The sequence below is a fragment of the uncultured Ruegeria sp. genome (assembly GCF_947504215.1).
Taxonomy (GTDB): Bacteria; Pseudomonadota; Alphaproteobacteria; order Rhodobacterales; family Rhodobacteraceae; genus Ruegeria.
On sequence record NZ_CANNGO010000002.1, the window covers coordinates 304,734 to 325,778 of the forward strand.

Genomic DNA, 21,045 nt, shown 5'->3' on the forward strand with positions numbered 1-21,045 from the left:
CTTTCGAGGTGCACAGTACTCTGATGGTCGCAGGTCGACTGTTTAGTCGATAGGGCGCGCAGGGTTCCCAACAACGGTTTGATCTGCTGCCACATCTTTGGTCACGACACTGCCTGCGCCAATAATTGCGTTATCGCCGATGGCGACACCAGGCAGGATGATGGCACCTCCACCGACCCAGACATTGCTGCCGATTGTGATGGGCAGTGCGATCTCAAGACCTTTGGCGCGTTCGATCGGGTCTTTCGCATGCTGGGCGCAATAAATTTGGCTTTTGGGTCCGAACATGGTGTCGTCGCCAATTTGCACGCGGGCCGTATCTAGAATAACGCAACCGGCATTGAAATAGACCCGGTCCCCAAGGTGGATGTTCACGCCATAAGCGCAATGAAAGGGCGCTTCGGCAAAACAATCGGCACCGGTGCGCGCAAACAGGGCGTGCAGGGCCGGTGCCATCGCGCCCCTTGTGTCCGGGTCACAGCTGTTATGTGCATGCACCGCGCGGCGCGCTTGGGCACGCAGCGCATCGAGTTCCGGGTCCAGGCAGCTATACCAGTCGCCGGCTTCCATTTTTTCCCGCTCGGTCATGATTAACGCCTAGCGCATCCGCAATGCACCGTCGATGCGGATGACTTCTCCGTTCAGATAGCCCATCTCGACGATGAACCCGGCCAGTCGTCCGTATTCGTGCGGATCACCCAGACGAGCGGGGTTGGGAACATCGGCGGCGAGCTGCTGTTGCACCTCTTCTGGCAGTCCGGCCAGCATCGGGGTCATGAAGATGCCGGGCGCTATGGTCATCACCCGGATACCGGTTGAGGCCAGATCGCGGGCCATCGGCAGGGTCATGCCAACCACTCCGCCTTTCGACGCGGCATAGGCGGCTTGGCCTTTCTGGCCGTCAAAGGCTGCGATCGAGGCGGTGTTGATGATCACTCCGCGCGCGCCGTCTGGTTCCGGTTCATTCTTGGCCATTTCGACGGCGGCCAGGCGCGACACGTTGAAGGTGCCGACCAGGTTGATGTCGATGGTGCGCTGGAATGCGTCCAAAGGGTGGGGGCCATCCTTGCCCACCGTCTTGATGCCGTAAGCGATGCCTGCGCAGTTCACCGCTGCCGTGATCCGGCCCATTTTGTCCGTCACTGTTGCCATGGCGATGGCGACGGACCCCTCGTCAGTCACGTCGGTTTGTGCAAAGTGCCCGCCAATTTCGGCAGCGACCTGCGTTCCGCGATCTGCATCCCGGTCCAGGATTGTGATCTGAGCGCCCTGCGCGGCAAAATGGCGGGCCGTAGCCTCACCCAGACCCGATGCGCCGCCGGTGATGATAGCTGCGGTTGAGGATAATTGCATGGCAGGCTCCCTTTGGAGTGATTTGAACAAGTGTTCATTTAAGCGGATGTTGCCGGGCGTGTCTACATCTTCGCTGTGCTTTCTCAAGACAAGATCAGGCGGTCCTCATCTGGTTTTAATGTTGGGGCCCCACATCGACTGCGGATGCAATGTCGCGAACAAGCGACGTAGCGAGAGGAGTGATACGCTATGCAAAAGAGTAAGAGAGTAGGGATGGCCGCATGGGTTGCCGCGCCCATCTTTGGGGTTTTGGCGGCTGGCAGTGCAGCTGCGGCGCCCGAGGTTTGCAACTGGAAAACCGCACGGGATGCGGCAAATAGTGGGGATTACACGACGATGTGCGACTGCACGCATGTCACCCCTAGTTTCTTGCAACGCCTTCAGAACCGGTCGGATTTTTCAACTACACTGCAAAACACCGGCGCGATGTGCCCCGGATTGGCGTCATTGCTGACCGATTTGCCAACCGCGTCTATTGGCACGGCGGCCGGTAGCAGCCGGGGTGAGGATCGGGGCTCGGACCAATTCGCGCAGGTCAGCCCGGCTGATCCGGGCGACAATGGCAGCAGCGGCCCAGGGAATGGCGGCGGCACCGGGCCGGGCAATGGCGGCGGTGGCAATCCCGGTGATGGCGGCAATGATGATCCCGGCAATGGCGGTGGCGACGGTCCCGGTGACGGCGGTGACGGAGGCGGTGGCAATGGCCCAGGTAAAGGCGGCAATGGCCCGGGCAAAGGTGGAGGCAACGGCCCAGGCAAAGGCGGCGACGGCCCCGGTAAAGGTGGCGGCAAAGGCGGCGACGGCCCAGGTAACGGTAACGGGAACGCCGGAAACCCCGGAAACGGGGGCGGAAACAACAATGGCTCCGGACCGGGTACCGGCAATGGCGGTAACAACAACGGTCAAGGCAATGGTTCCGGAAACGGCGGCGGCGACGGTAAAAATGGTGGCAAGGGGGGTAAAGGAAAACGGTAACGCCAAAGGCCATCCAGAAACGTTGGCATAAAGAGTTCGGCCACCCGATTTGGGTGGCCGTTCTTGTTTTCGAATTCGTCGAGTTGTTACCCCAGTTGGACCAGAGCGTGGCGCTTTTTACCAGCGCTCAGCTTGATCGGGGACGACAGCGTGCCCGCATCAATCATCAGACCGGCATTCGTTAGCGGTGCGTCGTCCATCTTGGCACCGTTTTCGGCAATCAGGCGCTTGGCCTCTTTGCCAGATTTGGCTAGACCGGATTTGACGATCAGCTGTACGATGGACATGCCATCACCCAGATCCGCCGCGCTGAGGGTCAGGGTAGGTAGATCGCCCCCTACGCCGCCTTTTTCAAAGACTTCACGCGCGGTTGCTTCGGCGGTTGTCGCCGCTTCGGCCCCGTGCAGTAGCGTTGTGATCTCATTGGCCAGACGGATCTTGGCTTCGTTGATCTCAGCCCCTGCAAGCGCTCCCAGACGATCACATTCATCTACCGGCAGTTCGGTGTAGAGTTTCAGAAAACGTCCGACATCCGCGTCGGTGGTATTGCGCCAGAACTGCCAGAATTCATAGGGCGAGCGCATCTCGGGATTCAGCCAGACGGCACCGTCCTGAGACTTGCCCATCTTTTTGCCGTCGCTGGTGGTCAGCAGGGGGCTCGTCAGGCCATAAATCTCGTGGTCCAGTACGCGACGCGTCAGGTCGATGCCGTTGACGATGTTGCCCCACTGGTCGCTGCCGCCCATCTGCAGAACACAGCCATAGCGTCGGTTCAGTTCAAGGAAGTCATAGGCCTGCAGGATCATGTAATTGAATTCCAGGAATGACAGCGACTGCTCTCGATCCAGCCGGGACTTCACTGATTCAAAGGCCAACATCCGGTTGACCGAGAAGTGCCGCCCGATATCGCGCAGGAAATCGAGGTAGTTCAGGCTGTCCAGCCATTCGGCGTTGTTCAGCATCAGCGCCGCGTTTTCGGCGTCGGTGTCATAGTCGATATAGGCCGAGAACACCTTTTTGATGCCCGCAATATTGGCATCGATCTGTTCGGGGCCCAGCAAAGGGCGTTCATCCGCACGAAAGGACGGGTCGCCCACTTTAGTGGTGCCGCCGCCCATCAGGGTGATCGGTTTGTGGCCGGTTTTCTGGAACCAGCGCAGCATCATGATCTGAATAAGGCTGCCCACATGCAATGACTGTGCCGTTGCATCAAAGCCGATATAGGCCGGTTTACACCCGCTGATCAGCGCCTCATCAAGGCCCTGATAATCGGTGCAATCGGCCAAAAAGCCACGCTCCATCATCGTTGCGATGAAATCCGATTTGGGATGGTAGGTCATGTCTTGCCTCAGGGTTGTAATGCGGGGCACCTTATAGGCGTCGAGTGGCAGAAGGAAAAGGCCATGAATAAGGCCGTAGCAAAACGCGGGGCCCTGCGCGCGCTTGGGGCGATGTCAGGAACTTCGATGGATGGGGTGGACGCGGCGGTGATCGAAACCGACGGGGTCGCGATTTTTGGCTTTGGTGAAAGCGGTTATCGTGCCTATTCAGACGAAGAGCGCGCAGTTTTGCGGTCCGGAATGGGGCATTGGCACGGGGATGAGGTCGAGGCGGCTGGCGACGTAGTCACTATGGCCCATTGCGAGGCGCTGTGTGAGTTTGAAGATATCGATCTGATCGGATTTCACGGGCAGACGCTGGCGCATGAACCGCGTGGGCGGGGCACCTTGCAGGTTGGCGACGGGAATGGCCTTTCGCAGGCGCTGGGCGTGCCGGTGGTTTGGGATTTTCGCAGCGATGATGTTCAGATGGGGGGCGAAGGAGCGCCGTTAGCCCCATTTTTCCATTTTGCTTGTGCCAAGTGGATCGAGGCAGATGAGCCATTGTGCTTTCTGAACCTCGGCGGGGTTGGCAATCTGACCTATGTTGATCCGTCTTTTGAACGGCCTGAAATCCCCGGCGCGCTTGTGGCCTTCGATACTGGCCCCGCCAATGCACCGGTCGATGATCTGATGCAGGGCCGCTTTGGATTGTCTATGGACAAAGATGGCGCCATTGCCCGCGAAGGAACGGTAGAGACAGGCGCTTTGGAGTTGTTCCTGAGCGAGCCTTTCTTCGCGCGCATGCCGCCAAAATCGCTGGACCGGAACGACTTTGCCGAGATGATCGGGCTGGTTCGTGACTTGCCGGATGCGGACGCGGTGGCGACGCTGACCGGGATGTGCGCTGCCGGAGTTGTGCAGGGGATGGAGTACTGCCCAAAACCGCCCTCGCGTATGCTGGTAACCGGTGGAGGGCGACACAATCCGGTTTTGATGGAGATGCTGCGGGCTGCGCTGGATTGTCCTGTCGAGCCGGTTGAGGCGGTGGGGCTGGACGGTGACATGCTGGAAGCGCAGGCCTTTGCCTATCTGGCGGTCCGGGTGGCGCGTGGTTTGCCCACCTCGTGCCCGGGAACCACAGGTGTGAAGGTGCTGGTTGGGGGCGGTGTCGTGTCAGCCCCGAACCGCGGAAAGGCGGCCAAGTCGTAGGGGGCGCTGCCCCCATCGCGCAAGCGCGACTCCCCCGGGATATTTTCAGCCAGATGAAGAGCCTGCCTCGGCTGGCAGGTGTTCTATGTAGTCAGCCGCGAATTCTGCGTAACCGTCTGATGTGGATTTCAAGTGAGTTTGGGTCCAGGCATGAAACGCTGGCAACTGGTGGAACGGAACATTCGGAAAAGCGTGGTGTTCGGCGTGGTATGGCATGTTCCAGGCCACAAACCGGACGATACGGTTGGTGAATGTTGTGCGCGAGTTTTCCAGCATGTTGGCCACCGGCGGACAGAGCCCATGTTCTGCCAGAAGATACAGGCGCAGGAAGGGTTGTCCGACTAGCACTGGCAGCAGCCAGAGCCAGACCAGCGCAGGTGTGAAAACCAAGCTGAGGGCTGCGAGGCCATAGGTGGCCAACAGGACGCGCGCCTCGGTTTTGATAGCGCGATGTTGGCGCTCGGGCAGGTAAGGGGCATCGATCCGTCTCAAGGCGTTGCGCATGAGCACCCGAGCCATTGCGGACCAGTATGGCCAGCCGATGAGGTAGACGATCAGGCTGCGCCAGGTGTTGGGGCGCGGTTTGCCGTCGAGTTCGGGGTCGTTTTCCGGGTGATTGGTCCATTTGTGATGGGCCAAGTGGAAGTAACGAAACCACGTAAAGGGCAGGGCAATGGGAACTGAGACCAAATGTCCGACTACATCGTTGAGCCAGTTGGTTCTGAACGGTGTTTTGTGGGTGCATTCGTGGCTGAGGGTGAAGAGGAACACCAGCAGAATGCCCTGTGGCAGGATCAACAGCGGCCAAAACGGAACCTGTGCGATCAGTCCGGCTGACGTTACCGTCAGTGCCAGAAGATACAGTGCCAGATGCCTGAGCCCGGCAGCGTCAGAGCGCCGCTGGAGATCGTCTTTGATCTTAGGCGGGATAGACGCAATGAGGGAGCGGTGATCCATAGCAGCCAGAGTGGCCCGTGCGAGCGTTGCTGGCAAGTTGGTGAGCGATCTGTCTGTAGCACTAATCGTGTTGCCCGATGAGGCAAGCCGTTAGTTCGATGTTTGCTGGGGCTGCGACTGTGGCATGGCGTTGGCAATCATCTCGCGTGTCCAAATCCCCATCGAGCGGTGCTGACGGTGACCCAGATCCGGATCGTACACGTCGAACATGTCTTGGTTCGTTGTTTCGTGAACATAGTAGAGCGGCAGCGGGAAGTTAAACGGTTCCATCATGGGGTTGAACCGTCTAAACCCGCCATTCCTCAGGAGGTCGTGATTGAGGCGAATATGATCAATCGAAAACATTATGAACGCGATGTCCGCCGCCAGGGCGTTTTGAAAGAAGGCCCATTTCGCTTCGTGTTTGAGATGAAACAAACACTCGCGGCACATAATCAAATCGGCGGCCGGCAATGGATCGGAACACACGTCCAATACGGAAAAAGACACTTTGTCAGATGTGAATTTCTGTGAAACGTCTTGTATCACTGACGTTGAGATGTCCGCACCGTGGTAGGTTTCAAGCTGCGATAGATCGACAGTCTGCATCCAAGTCCAATCGCCACATGGTGCGTCCAGGAACCGCCGGATTTTGAGTTGCTCGAAGATCTGCGGCAACGCAGTGCGCAAGCGCTCGGTGGCGGCTAATGTCGATCCCGGACCAGAACGCGGGGCTTTGCCTCTTTTCCCTGACCAATCATGGTTCTCGAACGCTTTTTTCAGGTCTTCACGCATCTGATCTGCCCTAAACTTTCAACCACTGACGCTAGACTTTTGGGATATCGAACCCCGGGTCCGATAGTTCGAACCCAGAAAACTCAAACCCGGGGGAGACGGTACAGCTGACCAGCGTGTAGTCTCCGGTGCTGCGGGCGGCTTGCCAATGGCCTTTCGGAACGATCACCTGGGGCGCGCCTTCCGTCAGGTCCGGGCACAGCTGGAATTCTTGTGCGGGCCCCTGATCCGTCTCGCTGAGCGATAGGACCAGAGGTGCGCCGGCATGATAAAGCCAGATCTCGGTCGCATCGACCCGGTGCCAGTGGCTGCTTTCCCCGGCTTGCAGCAGGAAGTAGATGCAGGTGCCAGTGGCGCGGCCAGCATTGTCGGCGCGCCAGGTTTCTTTGAACCAGCCACCTTCTGGGTGTCGCTGCAGTTGCAGGTGGTCGATAATCTCTTGTCCGGTCATCGGTGCCTCATGTTTTGGCCGATTATGCACGGGATGGCGCGATCCGCTATGGCAATCATGCGCGCAGGTCATATGTTTGCCGCATGACACTGACAATCCCGTTTGATAACTCGTATGCCCGCCTGCCAGATGCGTTTTATGCACGTCAGGCGCCGGTCCCTGTTCGCGCACCGCAGCTGATTGCGTTCAACGCAGATCTCGCGCGGCTTTTGGATATCGCACCGGGGGATGTGCACGAGCTGGCCGAGACCTTTGCCGGCAATGCCATACCCGCCGGTGCGGAGCCGCTGGCGCAGCTGTATTCCGGGCACCAGTTTGGCAACTATAATCCGCAACTTGGGGATGGGCGGGCGGTTTTACTTGGGGAAACCGTGGGCACCGATGGTGTGCGTCGTGACATTCAGTTGAAAGGCTCTGGTCCGACGCCGTTCTCGCGGCAGGGGGATGGGCGGGCTTGGCTGGGGCCCGTTCTGCGCGAATACGTGGTGTCCGAGGCGATGCACGCGCTGGGCATTCCGACCACCCGCGCATTGGCCGCGGTCGAGACCGGAGAGGTCGTCCTGCGCGAAGGGCCTATGCCTGGTGCGGTGCTGACCCGTGTGGCGCGCAGCCATCTGCGGGTCGGGACGTTTCAGGTCTTTGCAGCGCGGGGGCAGATCGAGAGTTTGCGCCGCCTGACGGAGTATGCCATCGCGCGCCACTATCCGCAGGCTGAGGGGCCGATGGGCTTGTTGCGTGCTGTGCGTGACGCTCAGGCCCAGTTGATTGCAAGTTGGATGAGCGTGGGGTTCATTCACGGGGTGATGAACACCGACAATTGCTCGGTTGCCGGTGAGACGATTGACTATGGGCCCTGCGCCTTCATGGACAGCTATCACCCCAACACGGTCTACAGCTCGATCGACCGGGCAGGGCGCTATGCCTATTCCAATCAACCGGATATTGCCGTCTGGAACGTGGCACAATTGGCCACCGCGTTGATCCAGCAGATAGAGGATAAGGAAGCGGCGGTTGAAGAGGCGACCGAGATTTTACACGCGATGCCCGATCTATTGCAGCGGAATTGGATGGCACGCTTCCAGGCCAAGATTGGTCTGACGACGACCCGTGACGAAGATTCTGAGCTGATCTCGGACCTGCTGGTGTGCATGGCGCAGAATCATGCGGATTTCACCAACACGTTCCGCGCGCTGGGCACGGACAAGGCACGGGATCAATTCACTGATCCAATAGCATTTGACGGATGGGCCGAAGGTTGGCAAGCGCGGTTGGCGCACGAAGAAACCCCGACCCAGGTAATGCACGCGGCCAACCCGGTTTTCATCCCGCGCAACCATCGGGTCGAACAGATGATCGAGGCGGCGGTGCAGGGGGATTACACGCCCTTTCATCGCCTGAACAGCGTGCTGGGGCAGCCTTTCTTGGATCAGCCGGACAATGCCGACCTGACCCGCCCGCCGTCGCAGAGCGAAGTGGTACAGGCTACACTCTGCGGGACATGATGGAGATTTCGGGCGCTGTTGTTTCTGAGATGGCGTCGTGGCTCGAATGAGTGCTGGCACCTTTGAGCCTACTTTGTCCGATGCTGGAGACCTCTCGAATGATCGCTTTTGCAGCCGCTACAGATGTGTTGCGCCTTGAAGCCAGTCACTGAATTCCCGCACGGCCTGACTGTGTCGGCTGCCAAACGGTTCAACAATGAAGTACCCGTAGTCGGACAGCTCTTTTTCTGAGAGCCGTACAAGACAGCCATCATCGAGTTCCTGAGCAACAAGATCATCCATGAGAGCCACCCCCTGTCCGTTCGCGACGGCCTGCACGCGCACGTTGGGATCTGGAATAATAAGCGTGTCGCGGCGCGGGTCCGTCTCAAACCCAGCTTCTTGCCTCCAATCTGTCCAGGCATTGCTGTCATCATGGTCCCTTAGAAGCACAAACTCGGCGAATGCGGCTTCAATTCCAAGCCGAGCCACTTTCTCCAGAGATGCTTTATTCCCAACCGGCCAAGTTGGCATGTTGAGGAAGGGTTCGACCGTGGCATCGTCCCACTGGCCATTTCCCCATCTGATGGCAATGTCGATGCCCTGGTTTTCAAGGTCAAAAAGCTGCGTCATGGGTTGTAGCCGCAGCCGGATGTCCGGATGTCTTTGCATGAAACCCGTGAGACGCGGTGATAACCACCGTGCTGCAAAATAGCTAGAAAGCCCGACCGTAAGGCCCACGTCGCGTGCTTTGGTAAACTCGTGCAGACTTGTCTCGAGAGCCTCGAACCCCGGACGGCATGCCTCAAGTAAGGCTCGTCCTTGCTTGGTCAGGGTGATCCCGCGTGGTTCACGGCTTAGAAGCGTCGTCTGAAGTTCGTCCTCTAGCACTTTAACCTGATAGCTTACGGCACCTTTGGTCATGTTGAGGGCATCCGCAGCGGCGGACAGGCTTGGATAGCGCGCAATCTCAACGAAGAGGCGCAAGGTATCATGTCTTCGAAAGGGCATTGCCATGGGGCTATCGTACAAAGTTTTTGAACGAAGAGTGTAGAATTATTCGATCCTCTGAACTCTTTTTCTCAACTATTATGACAAAGAAGAGGAGATGTTAGGAACATCCGGGTTGGAAAATTTAGACATAAACATTCAGCCAAAGTTGCGAAAGGCGGCGCGGCGGGGTCGTTCCGCGCGCCGTGGTGCACCCGACAGCGTTGTGTCTTACACGAAACGAAAGACTCCGGCGTACCAGCTCTTGAACGAACTGGAGCTTGGTGCCATCGAGACGCAAGCCGATTGGATACTTGAAAACATCGGGGTTGAGTTTCGCGGGGACGAGACGGCTCTGGACCTGTTCCGAGATGCAGGCGCATGGGTCGATGGCCAGCGTGTTACATTTGCGCCAGGGCACGCGCGCCAGCTGTGCGCCTCTGCGCCCAATCAATTTACGCTTCACGCGCGCAACCCGGCCAAGAGCGTTGAACTGGGTGGCAACAACGTTGTGCTTATGCCCGGCTATGGATCCCCCTTCGTGAGCGACCTTGAGCGAGGACGCCGCTATGCCACGCTCGAAGATTTCCAAAACTTTGTGAAGTTGACGTACTCCACTCCGTATCTGCACCATTCTGGTGGTACTGTGTGCGAACCCACAGATATTCCGGTGAACAAACGCCATTTGGATATGGTGCTGTCGCACCTGACGCTCTCGGACAAACCATTCATGGGGGGTGTCACATCCCCTGTTCGCGCTCAAGACAGCATTGATATGGCGCGGCTCGTGTTCGGTGAGGCATTCATGGACGAGAACGCTGTCATTCAAGGCAACATCAACGTCAACTCCCCACTTATGTACGATGATACAATGTCCGGCGCCTTGCGCGTTTACGCCAGCGCCGGTCAATGTGTCTGTGTCTCGCCGGCGATCTTTGCTGGCGCTATGGGGCCTCTTTCACCTGCTGCGGTTGCCGCGCAGACGCTCGCCGAGGGGATGGTAGGGATTGCACTGGCGCAGTTGGTGCGGCCTGGCTGTCCGGTGGTCTTCGGCAGTTTTCATTCAACTATGAATTTGAAGTCCGGAGCGCTGACTTTTGGTTCACCCGAGGCAAATCTGGCATCCATGGTTCTTTCCCAGCTGGGTCACCGCTTAGGTGTGCCTGTTCGATCAGGCGGCGGCCATGTTTCCGGTTCCAACGCCGCCGACGGACAAGCCATGCAAGACAGCGTCGGGGCGATGTGGGCCACGCTTCTTTCGGGCGCGCACCAAGTCTGGCACGCTGCGGGCTGGCTCGAAGGCGGGCTGGTTATGTCCTATGAGAAATTCATCATGGATATCGACCATTGCGGGGCAATGCTAAAGATGCTCCAGGGTATCGATGTGAGTGATGAAGTCTTTGGCCGCGACGCATACTTCGAAACAGGTCCGGGCGAGAACTTCCTATCGACTGCGCATACGCTACGCCATTTTGCGACGGCTAACTTTCAACCTGACATCCCGGAGGCTGGGCCATTCGAGACATGGTCCGAAAACGGGAGCCTCCGGGCGGATCAACGCTCTACCGCGCGGTGGAAATCCATGCTCGCAGGCTATCAGGCACCGTCGATGGACGAAGATATTCGGTCCAGGCTGCAAGACTTCGTGGCCGAACGCCAAGCCTCAATGAAAGACGAGTGGTACTGATGAACTTGTCCCACTTCGGAGAGAACCACTGGAGATCGTACATGACTGAAGAACTAAGCCGCACATCCGCCCTTGCGTCGCGGCACACCGCGCTTGGATCAGGCCTAGAAGACTGGAACGGGATGGGCACGGCTTGGACCTACAACTCCGATCCCAATGATGAACACGATGCTGTTCGTGAGGCAGTGGGGATGTTCGATATGTCCCCTCTCAAGAAGGTGTTCGTGCGTGGGTCGGACGTCGTCGCAACGCTCGATCACCTGACGACACGCGACATCTCGAAAATCGATCCGGGTAAGGCTGCCTATCTTTGTATTCTGACAGAGAATGGTGGCATTGCCGACGATGCTATCGTGTCAAACAACGGAAACGATGAGTGGATGATCGTGCATGGGTCCGGCGATACCATGGCTTTGCTCAAGGCATCTGCCAAAGGCCGCGATGTGCAGATCGAGTTTTCCGACGACCTGCATGATCTGTCAGTGCAAGGGCCCAAGTCACTCGATATTCTCGACACCGAGTGTGATATCAATCTTGGCGATCTCGCCTATTTCGAGCACGCATCGGCGCGGCTCTTCGGCCATCCATGTCGGATTTCACGCACCGGCTATTCGGGGGAGCGTGGCTACGAGATATTTGCGGACGCGTCTGTCATTGGCGATATCTGGGACAAGCTTGTAGAGGCTGGCGTCATGCCGTGCTCATTCACTGCGCTCGACAAGGTTCGCATCGAAGCGGGGCTTTTGTTCTACGGATACGACATGACTGAGGACAACACACCCTGGGAGGTTGGGCTTGGGTTTACGGTCAGCGGGTCCAAAGGGGAGTTTCGCGGTAAGACGGCCGTCATGGCTGCCAAAGGGAAGGAGGCAACCCAAAACGTCTGCCTCGACATTGACCATTCCGACATGATGGCAGGCGGCGAGACGCTTTACCTCGATGGAAACGAAGTTGGTGTGATTAATTCTCCCTGTTATTCGCGCCGCCTCGGTAAGTCACTCGCACTTGCTCATCTGCATCCTTCGATCGAGATTGGCACAACTCTGAATGTTGCCGGAGATGATATCGAAACAAAAGCAAAGGTGATTTCGATGCCGATCCATGATCCACGGAAGTCGAAGACTCATGCCTAGATTTTCGATGCGTTGTATTCGTTGCTTTCTCCCATGAACTTCCAAAAGCGGAGATTGAGCCGCGAGCTACCGACGATAGCTTCGTCCGCACAACGGAACCCTACTGGGCTGGCCGCCACGCTGCGCTTGCGCAAGTCGGCTTCGAGCCCTTAGTGACAGATGCTGCGCTCGGATTCAGGGTCTGCTTCTACGGCAAAGTCAGGCTGAAGTTTCGATTGCAGGCGTACGCTTCAGTTGCTCTTGTTACTAAGCTTAGGCCACAAAGGATGAGAAGCTGCGCATATTGTCTATGAATGCGGTTCTGAGCACTTGATCTATCAGCAAGTCCTGATTCGCGGGTCGTGAGGCTGGTGGGTGCGTGTTACGTCAGTGTAGGCATCGGCAACAGCGCTTCGAAGCTTTGTAAAAGGGCCGAAACGTGAACAAATCCGACTTGACAAGAACGCCTATGAATCTCACACGCATAAGTAGCATAGTCGCAATACTGTGCAGCACCTTAAGAAAACGAATGGACATATTTTGAAACCGGCTTTGATCGCGCTTTTGTTGTTAATTGTATGTTCTGTTGGCGTAGCGGCGGGAAACTTGCGCGAGGAGTGGCCTGAGTTCGAACAGGCGCTAGAGCGCACAAGAATGCTCACTGAAAAGTGCGTTCCAGAACAGGTTCACCTTCAGTCTGGGGAAATACACGTTGTCAATTTTCTTGGCCGTCGAGAGCCAGGAACTGAACTAAATGTCGTAATCAAAAAAGACCAGAATCCAGCCCATCTTATCTTTTACACCGACCAAGAAGTAGTTTGGAGACTGTTCATTGAGCCTGGTGCAAGTGTAGAAACAATATACACAGTCGGGCCTGTTCCTTCTGCCGTGTATGACGTTCCAAAAGAGACGCTTGTCTATAGCATCGGGTATGACGAAAATGATCAACCGTCAGATAATTGTATGCCTACAGACCCAGATGCGCTTGAATTGGCAAAAGCACTTTTACATTATGACTGGTTACCTGCTCATCACATTGCCTTGGAGGAAGCCCTTAATAGGTATGCCCACCAAGAAGTGGTTTTTCGGGTTTTGATTGAACCCGATTCGAATTCTGGCATTGTCTCATACACATCTTCAGGAAAATCGTTGCGAACCCGAATGGCAGGTGAGGCCGTCCTGCGCTATGCTCGCTTACCGAGCAAAGAAACGTCTTTGGAAGAAACTTTAGCCATGCCAAAGGGGCTATCCACCAAAGGCGTTCACGATTGGTTATTGCAATCCGGCGCCGCCGATACGGCTGACGAAGATGTTCTTGAACTTATGTGCCTGCGTGAGCAGGCGGCATATTGGGCGGTCGGGATAACCAACTTGTCAGTTCGATCATGGTGCAATGCACAGGCTTGGTGGGAACGCAGTTCGCATTTAATTCTGTCTAAACCAATCGACATTGGTGAAGTGTATATTTGCGACTACGATGATTACCCGACTGTGAATTTGTATGTCCCTGACCAAATTGAATTTGGTGGTATATTTGTAAATTGCTCAATGCCTGTAATCAAATTCGACGAAGATGAGTAGATGCATAGTTCCATTAACGCTGACGTCAAACACTGAAGATTAGCACTTATTCGTGTGATTGCGCAAAGCTGCCGTTCCACGACAAAGGTCAAGCGGTAGTTTTGTCCCGCTTAGTACTCGTTCCGCTCGATTTTGTACGCTGCGCTGCCGTGAATGATCACTCATTCTTGCACAATCAACATAGGAACCAACCGCTGCGAGTTACCCGGTTCGGTGCCCCAGGAAACGGCACCTGTTCAAAAGGATCAGGTTATTGCCGGCTTGGTCGCAACGCGGGCTTGCACCCAAGGCCCAGCAGGGTGATCCTTGGGCAAGTTTAAGACCCGGAGAGTCATGACAAAACCTTCGACCCTGCGTATCGGCAGTTACAACATCCAGAAATGTATCGGGCTGGATTTCAGGCGGCAGCCGCAACGCATCATGCAGGTGCTGCATGGCATGCAGGCCGAGATTGTGGTGTTACAGGAAGCCGACAAGCGATTGCCTCCCCGGCCGGCAGCGCTGCCACATTTCATGCTGGATGAAGCCGGGTGGCAAATTGTCGATCTGGGCGGTGCGGGGAGCTTGGGCTGGCATGGCAACGCCGTGATCTGGCGCGGCGATCACATCAAGGTTAGGCAGACCGGGCATCACGATTTGCCGGGGCTGGAGCCTCGGGGCGCGGTGCGCGTGGAGTTTGACACTCAGATCGGCCCGTTGCGGGTGATGGGGATGCATTTGGGATTGCTGCCTGCATCCCGGAGGCAGCAGATCACGCATATTCGTCATTGCGACGCGTCTCTGGAACAGATGCCGACTGTTTGGGCAGGTGATTTTAACGAGTGGTCCCGGCAACCCGTTCTAGACAATCTGGCGCCGGAAATGCAGTTTCTACCACCAGTACCAAGTTATCCGGCGGCGCAGCCATTGGGCGCGCTGGACAGGATTGCGCTGGGGTATGGCGTTGAGGCGGCTGATCACGGCGTGCATGTAGAGCGTCCGGCGCATATCGCCTCGGACCATCTGCCGATCTGGGCAGATCTGCGACGCATGGTCTGAAACCTGCACCGGCCAACGAATCCCTGTGGCGCTGGGAGCGCGGACAGATTAAGACAGAAACCCGAGCAATTCCTGAGGGGCATCATGTCGGACACGATCATCTCGCGGTGCGAAGGCAAAGGCCTGCGCATGACCGGACAGCGCCGCACCATTGCGCATGTGCTGGAGCAGAGTGAAGACCATCCGGATGTCGAGGAATTGTATACACGCGCCTCGGCGTTGGATTCGGGCATTTCGATTGCCACCGTGTATCGCACCGTGAAGCTGTTCGAAGAGGCCGGGATTTTGGAGCGGCTGGAGTTTGGTGACGGGCGCGCGCGCTATGAGGATGCCGAACGCGATCACCACGACCATCTGATCGACATGCAATCTGGTGAGGTGATCGAATTCGTCGACCCCGAGATTGAAGCACTGCAGGAAAAAATCGCGGCCAAGCTGGGGTACAAGCTTATTGGCCATCGGTTGGAACTGTACGGCGTTCCTTTGGACAAGGACTGACCTATCACGAAACGCGATAGGTCGCCTCAAATCATTTCATCAATCGAATGCTGAAAATGCTTGCCACAGCGATGTCCTTCGGCTTTTGCTGAAGGTAACAGCGGTAATCGGTGCCGCCAGTTCCAACGGACATCAATATGAATAACGTTAATGGCATCTTGCTGGTCATTGCGGCTATGGCTGCGTTCACGCTTGAGGATATGTTCATCAAGCAACTGACGGCGTCGGCCGCACCGGGTCAGATTCTGGTTGTGCTGGGCCTGATCTGCGCCGGTGTCTTCTTTTGCATGGCGCTTTTTTCGCGACAGCGCATCTTTGTTGCGGTCGCGTGGCAGCCTTTGCCCATGATCCGGGCGATGGCTGAAGCCGTTTCAGCAGTGGCGTTTGTGACTGCTTTGTCGATGGTGGATCTGTCGATGGTGGCGGCTGTGTTTCAGGCCATGCCTTTGGCGGTGACCATGGGCGCGGCCTTGTTCCTGGGCGAGCATGTCGGGTGGCGCCGCTGGAGTGCCATTGGCGTTGGCTTCATCGGTGTTCTGATGATCATCCGTCCGGGACTCGAGGGGTTTCGCCCTGAATCCTTGTTCGTCGTCGTGGCGGTCATCGGTGTGGCCGCGCGGGATTTGATCACACGCCGGCTAGACCCCCGCATATCATCGGCGGTGGTGTCATCGCAGGCCTATCTTGCACTTGTTGTCGGTGGGGCCGTCCTGATGATCCTGGGCGCGCATCCCCTTGAGCCGTTGCAAGCGGGACAGATCGGTCCCTATGCAGGCGCGGTTGTTTTTGGTGTTCTTGGATACTACGGGATCGTTACGGCGATGCGAGTGGGCGAGGCCTCGGCCGTGACGCCGTTTCGCTACACGCGTTTGTTGTTCTCGATTCTCGCAGGGGTTTTGGTGTTCAACGAGCGGCCTGACCTGATGACCTTAGCCGGTTCGACTCTTATCATTGGATCCGGATTGTACACTTTTATCCGCGAACGCAGATTGGCGCGCGACATGGCCATGACCGCAGCCTGAACATGTTGGCGCAAACAGAAGACTGTTAGCCCTAAACGCCGGAAAATATGAGTGTTAGCGATAACGGAGCTGGTTTACTTTTCGGCGCGGGCTGGTATGAGGCTTGCAACCGAAGGCATCTTTAGGAACCGGTATCATGAGCACCATCATCGACATCCACGCACGCGAAATCCTGGACAGCCGGGGGAACCCGACGGTCGAGGTGGACGTGATCCTCGAAGACGGCACCATGGGCCGTGCTGCAGTGCCCTCGGGCGCATCGACAGGCGCCTACGAGGCGGTGGAAAAACGCGATGGCGACAAGGCACGCTATCTGGGCAAAGGCGTGTTGGAGGCTGTGGCGGCGGTCAACGGCGAAATCGCCGAAGAGCTGGTCGGCTTTGACGCGACCGAGCAAGTGGCCATCGACGCCGCGATGATCGAGTTGGACGGGACCGAAAACAAAGGCCGTCTGGGCGCGAACGCTATACTTGGTGTCTCGCTGGCAACTGCCAAAGCTGCGGCGGATTTCACCACGCAGCCTCTGTACCGCTACGTTGGCGGCACTTCGGCCCGCGTTCTGCCGGTACCGATGATGAACATCATCAACGGCGGCGAGCACGCGGATAACCCGATCGACATTCAGGAATTCATGATCATGCCGGTCTCGGCCAGCAATATCCGCGAAGCGGTCCGCATGGGTTCAGAAGTATTCCACACGCTGAAGAAAGAGCTGTCTGCCGCTGGCCTGAACACAGGCATCGGCGATGAAGGTGGCTTTGCCCCCAATATCGCATCCACTCGCGAGGCGTTGGACTTCATCCTGAAGTCAATCGAGAAAGCGGGTTACAAACCGGGCGAAGAGATCCACCTGGCGCTCGATTGCGCGGCCACCGAGTATTATAAGGATGGCAAGTACGTTCTGTCCGGTGAGGGCAAGACCCTGAGTTCAGAAGAAAACGCAGCCTATCTGGCGGCGCTTGTCAAAGACTATCCAATCATTTCGATCGAAGACGGTATGTCCGAGGATGACTGGGATGGCTGGAAAGCCCTGACCGATGCGATTGGCGACAAGGTGCAACTGGTCGGTGACGATTTGTTCGTGACCAACCCTGTACGTCTGGCCGAGGGGATCGAGCGTGGCTGTGCCAACTCGATGCTGGTCAAGGTGAACCAGATCGGGTCGCTGACCGAAACCCTGCGCGCCGTCGATATGGCCCACCGCGCGCGGTACACCAATGTTATGTCCCACCGCTCGGGCGAGACCGAGGACGCAACAATTGCCGATCTGGCAGTTGCGACCAATTGCGGGCAGATCAAAACCGGTTCGCTGGCGCGTTCTGACCGGTTGGCCAAGTACAACCAGTTGATTCGCATTGAAGAAACGCTGGGTGAAGTAGCGGAATATGCTGGGTCGTCGATCCTTCGTTAAGGTCTCGAACCATGTTATGGTCATCTGCTGAAAAAGGGGGTGACCATGCTGACAATTGTTAGGCCGAAAACACCCGAACAATTTGATACCGTTAGAGCTTTGTGTTGGGAATATCGGGATTTTCTGGTCAGCCTGGGTGGCCGGGATGCAGAGGTCGTGTTGTATGCCTATCCTCAGGACAAGTTCGAAAGGTTGATGCAATCGTTGGAGGCCCAGCATGCGCCGCCCGATGGGGGCATTCGACTTGCGCTGGTGAATGGGTCAGCGGTTGGGTGCGGCATGTTCCAGCGCATTGGCGACCAGACCGCCGAGATTAAGCGTGTTTTCGTGCGCGACATCGCGCGCGGAACTGGGGCTGGGCGCGCGCTGATGGAGGCATTGATCGCTGATTGTCGGGCACTGGGGTTCAGGCGGATACTCATGGACACAGGAAGCGCACTGACGGCGGCCCAGAAGCTATACCAGTCGCTGGGGTTTGTGCCGCGCGGACCCTACAGCGCGTTGCCAAAGTCAATTCTGGACGGATTGGTCTTTTTTGAAATGAACCTAGAAGCCGAGTGCTAAAAAACGGGGACCGATGGCCCCGTTTTCTAGGTATGCTCAAGATGTTCAGCCCCTGACGCGTTTTCCGCCTCCGATGCCGCTGAGTGGACCACCGACCAGTTACCCGATCAATTGTTCCGTTTTCGTAACTCTGGAATTTTCTGTTTTATTTGCACCGCCTTGCCTAGGTGCTGAAAGGAATGCTGATCAGGGGGAAAGTCGCAACAGAAAAGCCCGCTAAGGGGAAAGGTCTTAGAAAACAGAGATTTGGTCGCTGAAACCAGATCGATGATTAACAAATATCGGATCAGAGCTTCCGGCTCATCAGCATGTAACGCTCGCGGGCTTTGAACCCGGTGCGTAGGTACAGTTTTTGTGTTGCCTCATCGGTGCGATCGACTTCCAGGTGCAAAGCCGTCAGACCGGCACCTGCCAGCGCTTTGGGCAGATCCAACAAGACCTCAGTCGCGATGCCGCGACCCCGAACAGCGGGCCGGATGTAGATCTCGTCCACAAATCCATCCATGCCGCCAAACTCGACTGACCAGCCGAAGGTGAGGATGATGTAACCCAGTGGCGCGCGCCCAGGGCCAATCAGGTAGATACACCCATGCGGGAGACCTTCGAGCAGCGGCAGCAGTGCATCGCGCCGTTGATCCGAGTCTTGTTCAATGCCTGTCTCGGTATGAAAAGCCCCGACAAGGCTCATCAAACGGTCAAGGTCGTCCGGGCGGGCAAGGCGAAGTGCGGCGCTCATAACCGGGCCAGACGTTCAGTGAGCAGGGCAAAGAAACCATCGGCATCGAGGTCGCCGACGAACAGCGCGTTCGGCGCGCGTTCAGTGACACCCCACCAGTCAGCGACGGTCATGCCCAACGTCAGTTCTGATGTCGTTTCGATTTCCACATTGACGTGACGGCCCGAGAACAGCTCGGGTCGGATCAAGTAGGCGGTCACGCAGGGGTCGTGCAGCGGCGCGCCTTCGCTGCCGTATTTGTTCTTGTCGAAACGTTCGAAGAAGTCCGTCATCTGTGCGGTGGCAATGCCAGCTTTGTTGCCCAGGGCGCGGAACGCATCGTTGCGGGGCTTGGTGACCAGCGCCTTGTGAGTGACGTCCAAAGGCATGACCACAATTGGTCTTCCCGATTTAAACACAATATCAGCGGCTTCGGGATCGACGTGAATGTTGAACTCAGCCGTGGGCGTGATGTTCCCAACTTCGAAATACGCCCCACCCATCAGGACGATTTCCTGAACGCGGTCGACGATATCGGGGGCTTTCTGGAAAGCAGTGGCGATATTGGTCAGCGGACCCAGCGGGCAGAGCGTGACGGAGCCAGGCTCATGCGCGCGCAGGGTGTCGATGATGAAATCGACCGCGTGTCCGTCGGTCAGCTGCATTTGCGGGTCGGGCAGATCGGGACCGTCGAGCCCAGTTTTACCATGCACATGTTCCGCGGTGATCAACGGGCGGGTCAGCGGGCGGTCGCATCCGGCATAAATCGGTATTTCGGTATGGCCGGCCAGTTCACAGACGATACGCGCATTCTTGGCGGTCAGCGCCAGCGGAACGTTGCCCGCAACGGCCGTGATACCCAGCACATCGATCTCGTCCGGGCTGGCCAGTGCCAGCAGGATTGCGACAGCGTCGTCCTGTCCGGGGTCGGTATCGATTATGATCTTGCGCGCTGACATTGCAGGCCTCCGGGGTCGTGAAGGGCGGACACTGGCAAGTGTCGTCGGACTTGTCCAGCAGTTTCAGCCGCTGGTTGCGGCGTCCACAGGCGGGAGTTTGCCGTTGGCGCGATGCTCTGCAATCTTCACCTCATCCCACAGCGCATCCATCTCGGTCAGATCGCTTTCCGAGGGGGTTTTGCCACGGTCAGCAAGACGTGCCTCGACCTGCGCAAAGCGGCGTGTGAACTTGGCATTGGTGCGGCGCAGGGCGGCCTCGGGTTCAATGCCCAAATGGCGGCCAAGGTTGACCATCACGAACAGGAGATCGCCGAATTCATCTTCCAACGAATCGGCATCCTTGCGATCACGCGCCTCTTCCAACTCAGCCGCTTCTTCGGTGATCTTGGCAAGGACATGGCTGGCGTCAGGCCAGTCAAAGCCCACACGCGCAGCGCGTTTTTGCAGCTTGTGCGCCCGCAACAGGGCGGGCAGGTTGGCCGCTACGCCGTCCAACGCGCCTTTTTGCTCTTTGCCGGCACGCTCGGCTGCTTTGACTGTTTCCCAGTCCAGCGTCTGCTGGTCGGCCGATTTGTCACGGGATTCATCACCAAAGACGTGCGGATGGCGGGACACCATCTTGTCGGACATTGTGCGCACGACATCCTGAAAGGCGAAATGGCCGGCCTCTTCGGCCATCTGCGCATGAAACACCGACTGAAACAACAGATCACCCAGCTCACCCTCCAGCTCATCCCAGGCCTGCCGTTCGATGGCGTCTGCGACCTCATACGCTTCTTCGATGGTGTAAGGCGCAATGGTGCCGAAATCCTGTTCGATATCCCAGGGGCAGCCGGATTGTGGGTCGCGCAGGCGGCGCATGATTTCCAGCAAGCGTTCGATCCCGGCGTCCGGGTCGTGGATCAGTGGATTTTCAGCCATTGCGAAGCCCCTTGTTCCAGTGTCT

21 protein-coding genes are annotated in these 21,045 nt (G+C 57.3%); 11 read left to right on the forward strand and 10 right to left on the reverse strand.

Annotated features, from left to right (window positions below; all coding sequences use genetic code 11):
- Window positions 1-42: 42 nt before the first annotated feature.
- Window positions 43-588 (reverse strand): sugar O-acetyltransferase, encoded by a 546-nt coding sequence (locus Q1B21_RS06810; protein WP_299887438.1) that lies wholly within the window; start codon window positions 586-588, stop codon window positions 43-45.
- Window positions 589-597: 9 nt separating this feature from the next.
- A complete protein-coding gene (locus Q1B21_RS06815) occupies window positions 598-1,353 on the reverse strand; it encodes a 3-hydroxyacyl-CoA dehydrogenase (RefSeq protein WP_299887440.1) in 756 nt (251 codons plus the stop codon).
- Window positions 1,354-1,566: 213 nt separating this feature from the next.
- On the opposite strand from Q1B21_RS06815, the gene Q1B21_RS06820 reads away from it, so the two are divergent.
- A complete protein-coding gene (locus Q1B21_RS06820; protein ID WP_299887442.1) occupies window positions 1,567-2,328 on the forward strand; it encodes a hypothetical protein in 762 nt (253 codons plus the stop codon).
- An 86-nt stretch (window positions 2,329-2,414) separates the two neighbouring features.
- On the opposite strand, the gene tyrS is transcribed toward Q1B21_RS06820, so the two are convergent.
- Window positions 2,415-3,668: a tyrosine--tRNA ligase gene (tyrS, locus tag Q1B21_RS06825; RefSeq protein WP_299887445.1), complete on the reverse strand. Its 1,254-nt coding sequence runs from the start codon at window positions 3,666-3,668 to the stop codon at window positions 2,415-2,417.
- Window positions 3,669-3,731: 63 nt separating this feature from the next.
- On the opposite strand from tyrS, the gene Q1B21_RS06830 reads away from it, so the two are divergent.
- Window positions 3,732-4,859: an anhydro-N-acetylmuramic acid kinase gene (locus Q1B21_RS06830; protein ID WP_299887448.1), complete on the forward strand. Its 1,128-nt coding sequence runs from the start codon at window positions 3,732-3,734 to the stop codon at window positions 4,857-4,859.
- A 45-nt stretch (window positions 4,860-4,904) separates the two neighbouring features.
- Here the strand turns inward: Q1B21_RS06830 and Q1B21_RS06835 are convergent, their stop codons facing one another.
- The 3 genes from Q1B21_RS06835 to Q1B21_RS06845 all read right to left on the reverse strand — a co-directional run bounded on the left by Q1B21_RS06835 (window position 4,905) and on the right by Q1B21_RS06845 (window position 7,041).
- Window positions 4,905-5,816 (reverse strand): fatty acid desaturase, encoded by a 912-nt coding sequence (locus tag Q1B21_RS06835; RefSeq protein ID WP_299887451.1) that lies wholly within the window; start codon window positions 5,814-5,816, stop codon window positions 4,905-4,907.
- Window positions 5,817-5,906: 90 nt separating this feature from the next.
- Window positions 5,907-6,590, reverse strand: coding sequence for a class I SAM-dependent methyltransferase (locus tag Q1B21_RS06840; protein ID WP_299887454.1), 684 nt, complete (start codon window positions 6,588-6,590; stop codon window positions 5,907-5,909).
- 31 nt (window positions 6,591-6,621) lie between these two features.
- The gene (locus Q1B21_RS06845) at window positions 6,622-7,041 is read right to left on the reverse strand and encodes a cupin domain-containing protein (protein WP_299887457.1); all 420 of its coding nucleotides are present in this window, start codon (window positions 7,039-7,041) and stop codon (window positions 6,622-6,624) included.
- An 83-nt stretch (window positions 7,042-7,124) separates the two neighbouring features.
- Here Q1B21_RS06845 and Q1B21_RS06850 point away from each other — a divergent pair, with 83 nt between their 5' ends.
- Window positions 7,125-8,543, forward strand: a complete 1,419-nt coding sequence (locus Q1B21_RS06850) for a YdiU family protein (protein ID WP_299887459.1) — start codon at window positions 7,125-7,127, stop codon at window positions 8,541-8,543.
- Between the two features lie 117 nt (window positions 8,544-8,660).
- Here the strand turns inward: Q1B21_RS06850 and Q1B21_RS06855 are convergent, their stop codons facing one another.
- Complete coding sequence (locus Q1B21_RS06855; RefSeq protein ID WP_299887461.1) at window positions 8,661-9,539, reverse strand: LysR substrate-binding domain-containing protein; 879 nt, start codon at window positions 9,537-9,539, stop codon at window positions 8,661-8,663.
- Window positions 9,540-9,681: 142 nt separating this feature from the next.
- Between Q1B21_RS06855 and Q1B21_RS06860 the strand changes: the two genes are divergently transcribed.
- The 8 genes from Q1B21_RS06860 to Q1B21_RS06895 all read left to right on the forward strand — a co-directional run bounded on the left by Q1B21_RS06860 (window position 9,682) and on the right by Q1B21_RS06895 (window position 18,425).
- Window positions 9,682-11,199, forward strand: a complete 1,518-nt coding sequence (locus tag Q1B21_RS06860) for a trimethylamine methyltransferase family protein (RefSeq protein ID WP_299887590.1) — start codon at window positions 9,682-9,684, stop codon at window positions 11,197-11,199.
- 41 nt (window positions 11,200-11,240) lie between these two features.
- The gene (locus tag Q1B21_RS06865; RefSeq protein ID WP_299887463.1) at window positions 11,241-12,332 is read left to right on the forward strand and encodes an aminomethyltransferase family protein; all 1,092 of its coding nucleotides are present in this window, start codon (window positions 11,241-11,243) and stop codon (window positions 12,330-12,332) included.
- Window positions 12,333-12,818: 486 nt separating this feature from the next.
- Complete coding sequence (locus Q1B21_RS06870) at window positions 12,819-13,892, forward strand: hypothetical protein (RefSeq protein ID WP_299887465.1); 1,074 nt, start codon at window positions 12,819-12,821, stop codon at window positions 13,890-13,892.
- Between the two features lie 333 nt (window positions 13,893-14,225).
- Window positions 14,226-14,930, forward strand: coding sequence for an endonuclease/exonuclease/phosphatase family protein (locus Q1B21_RS06875; RefSeq protein WP_299887468.1), 705 nt, complete (start codon window positions 14,226-14,228; stop codon window positions 14,928-14,930).
- Window positions 14,931-15,014: 84 nt separating this feature from the next.
- Window positions 15,015-15,428, forward strand: coding sequence for a Fur family transcriptional regulator (locus Q1B21_RS06880; RefSeq protein ID WP_298934788.1), 414 nt, complete (start codon window positions 15,015-15,017; stop codon window positions 15,426-15,428).
- Between the two features lie 137 nt (window positions 15,429-15,565).
- Window positions 15,566-16,450 (forward strand): DMT family transporter, encoded by an 885-nt coding sequence (locus Q1B21_RS06885; protein WP_299887471.1) that lies wholly within the window; start codon window positions 15,566-15,568, stop codon window positions 16,448-16,450.
- A gap of 136 nt (window positions 16,451-16,586) precedes the next feature.
- Complete coding sequence (gene eno / locus Q1B21_RS06890; RefSeq protein WP_299887474.1) at window positions 16,587-17,861, forward strand: phosphopyruvate hydratase; 1,275 nt, start codon at window positions 16,587-16,589, stop codon at window positions 17,859-17,861.
- A 45-nt stretch (window positions 17,862-17,906) separates the two neighbouring features.
- Window positions 17,907-18,425, forward strand: coding sequence for a GNAT family N-acetyltransferase (locus Q1B21_RS06895; RefSeq protein ID WP_299887477.1), 519 nt, complete (start codon window positions 17,907-17,909; stop codon window positions 18,423-18,425).
- Between the two features lie 286 nt (window positions 18,426-18,711).
- On the opposite strand, the gene Q1B21_RS06900 is transcribed toward Q1B21_RS06895, so the two are convergent.
- From Q1B21_RS06900 to mazG, 3 genes are all read right to left on the reverse strand, one after another.
- The gene (locus tag Q1B21_RS06900) at window positions 18,712-19,161 is read right to left on the reverse strand and encodes a GNAT family N-acetyltransferase (RefSeq protein WP_298934792.1); all 450 of its coding nucleotides are present in this window, start codon (window positions 19,159-19,161) and stop codon (window positions 18,712-18,714) included.
- Window positions 19,158-20,099 (reverse strand): nucleoside hydrolase, encoded by a 942-nt coding sequence (locus tag Q1B21_RS06905; RefSeq protein WP_299887481.1) that lies wholly within the window; start codon window positions 20,097-20,099, stop codon window positions 19,158-19,160. The genes Q1B21_RS06900 and Q1B21_RS06905 overlap by 4 nt, the downstream gene beginning before the upstream one ends.
- A gap of 63 nt (window positions 20,100-20,162) precedes the next feature.
- On the reverse strand, window positions 20,163-21,020 hold the full coding sequence (gene mazG / locus Q1B21_RS06910; protein ID WP_299887484.1) for a nucleoside triphosphate pyrophosphohydrolase: 858 nt from the start codon (window positions 21,018-21,020) through the stop codon (window positions 20,163-20,165).
- Between the last annotated feature and the right edge of the window lie 25 nt (window positions 21,021-21,045).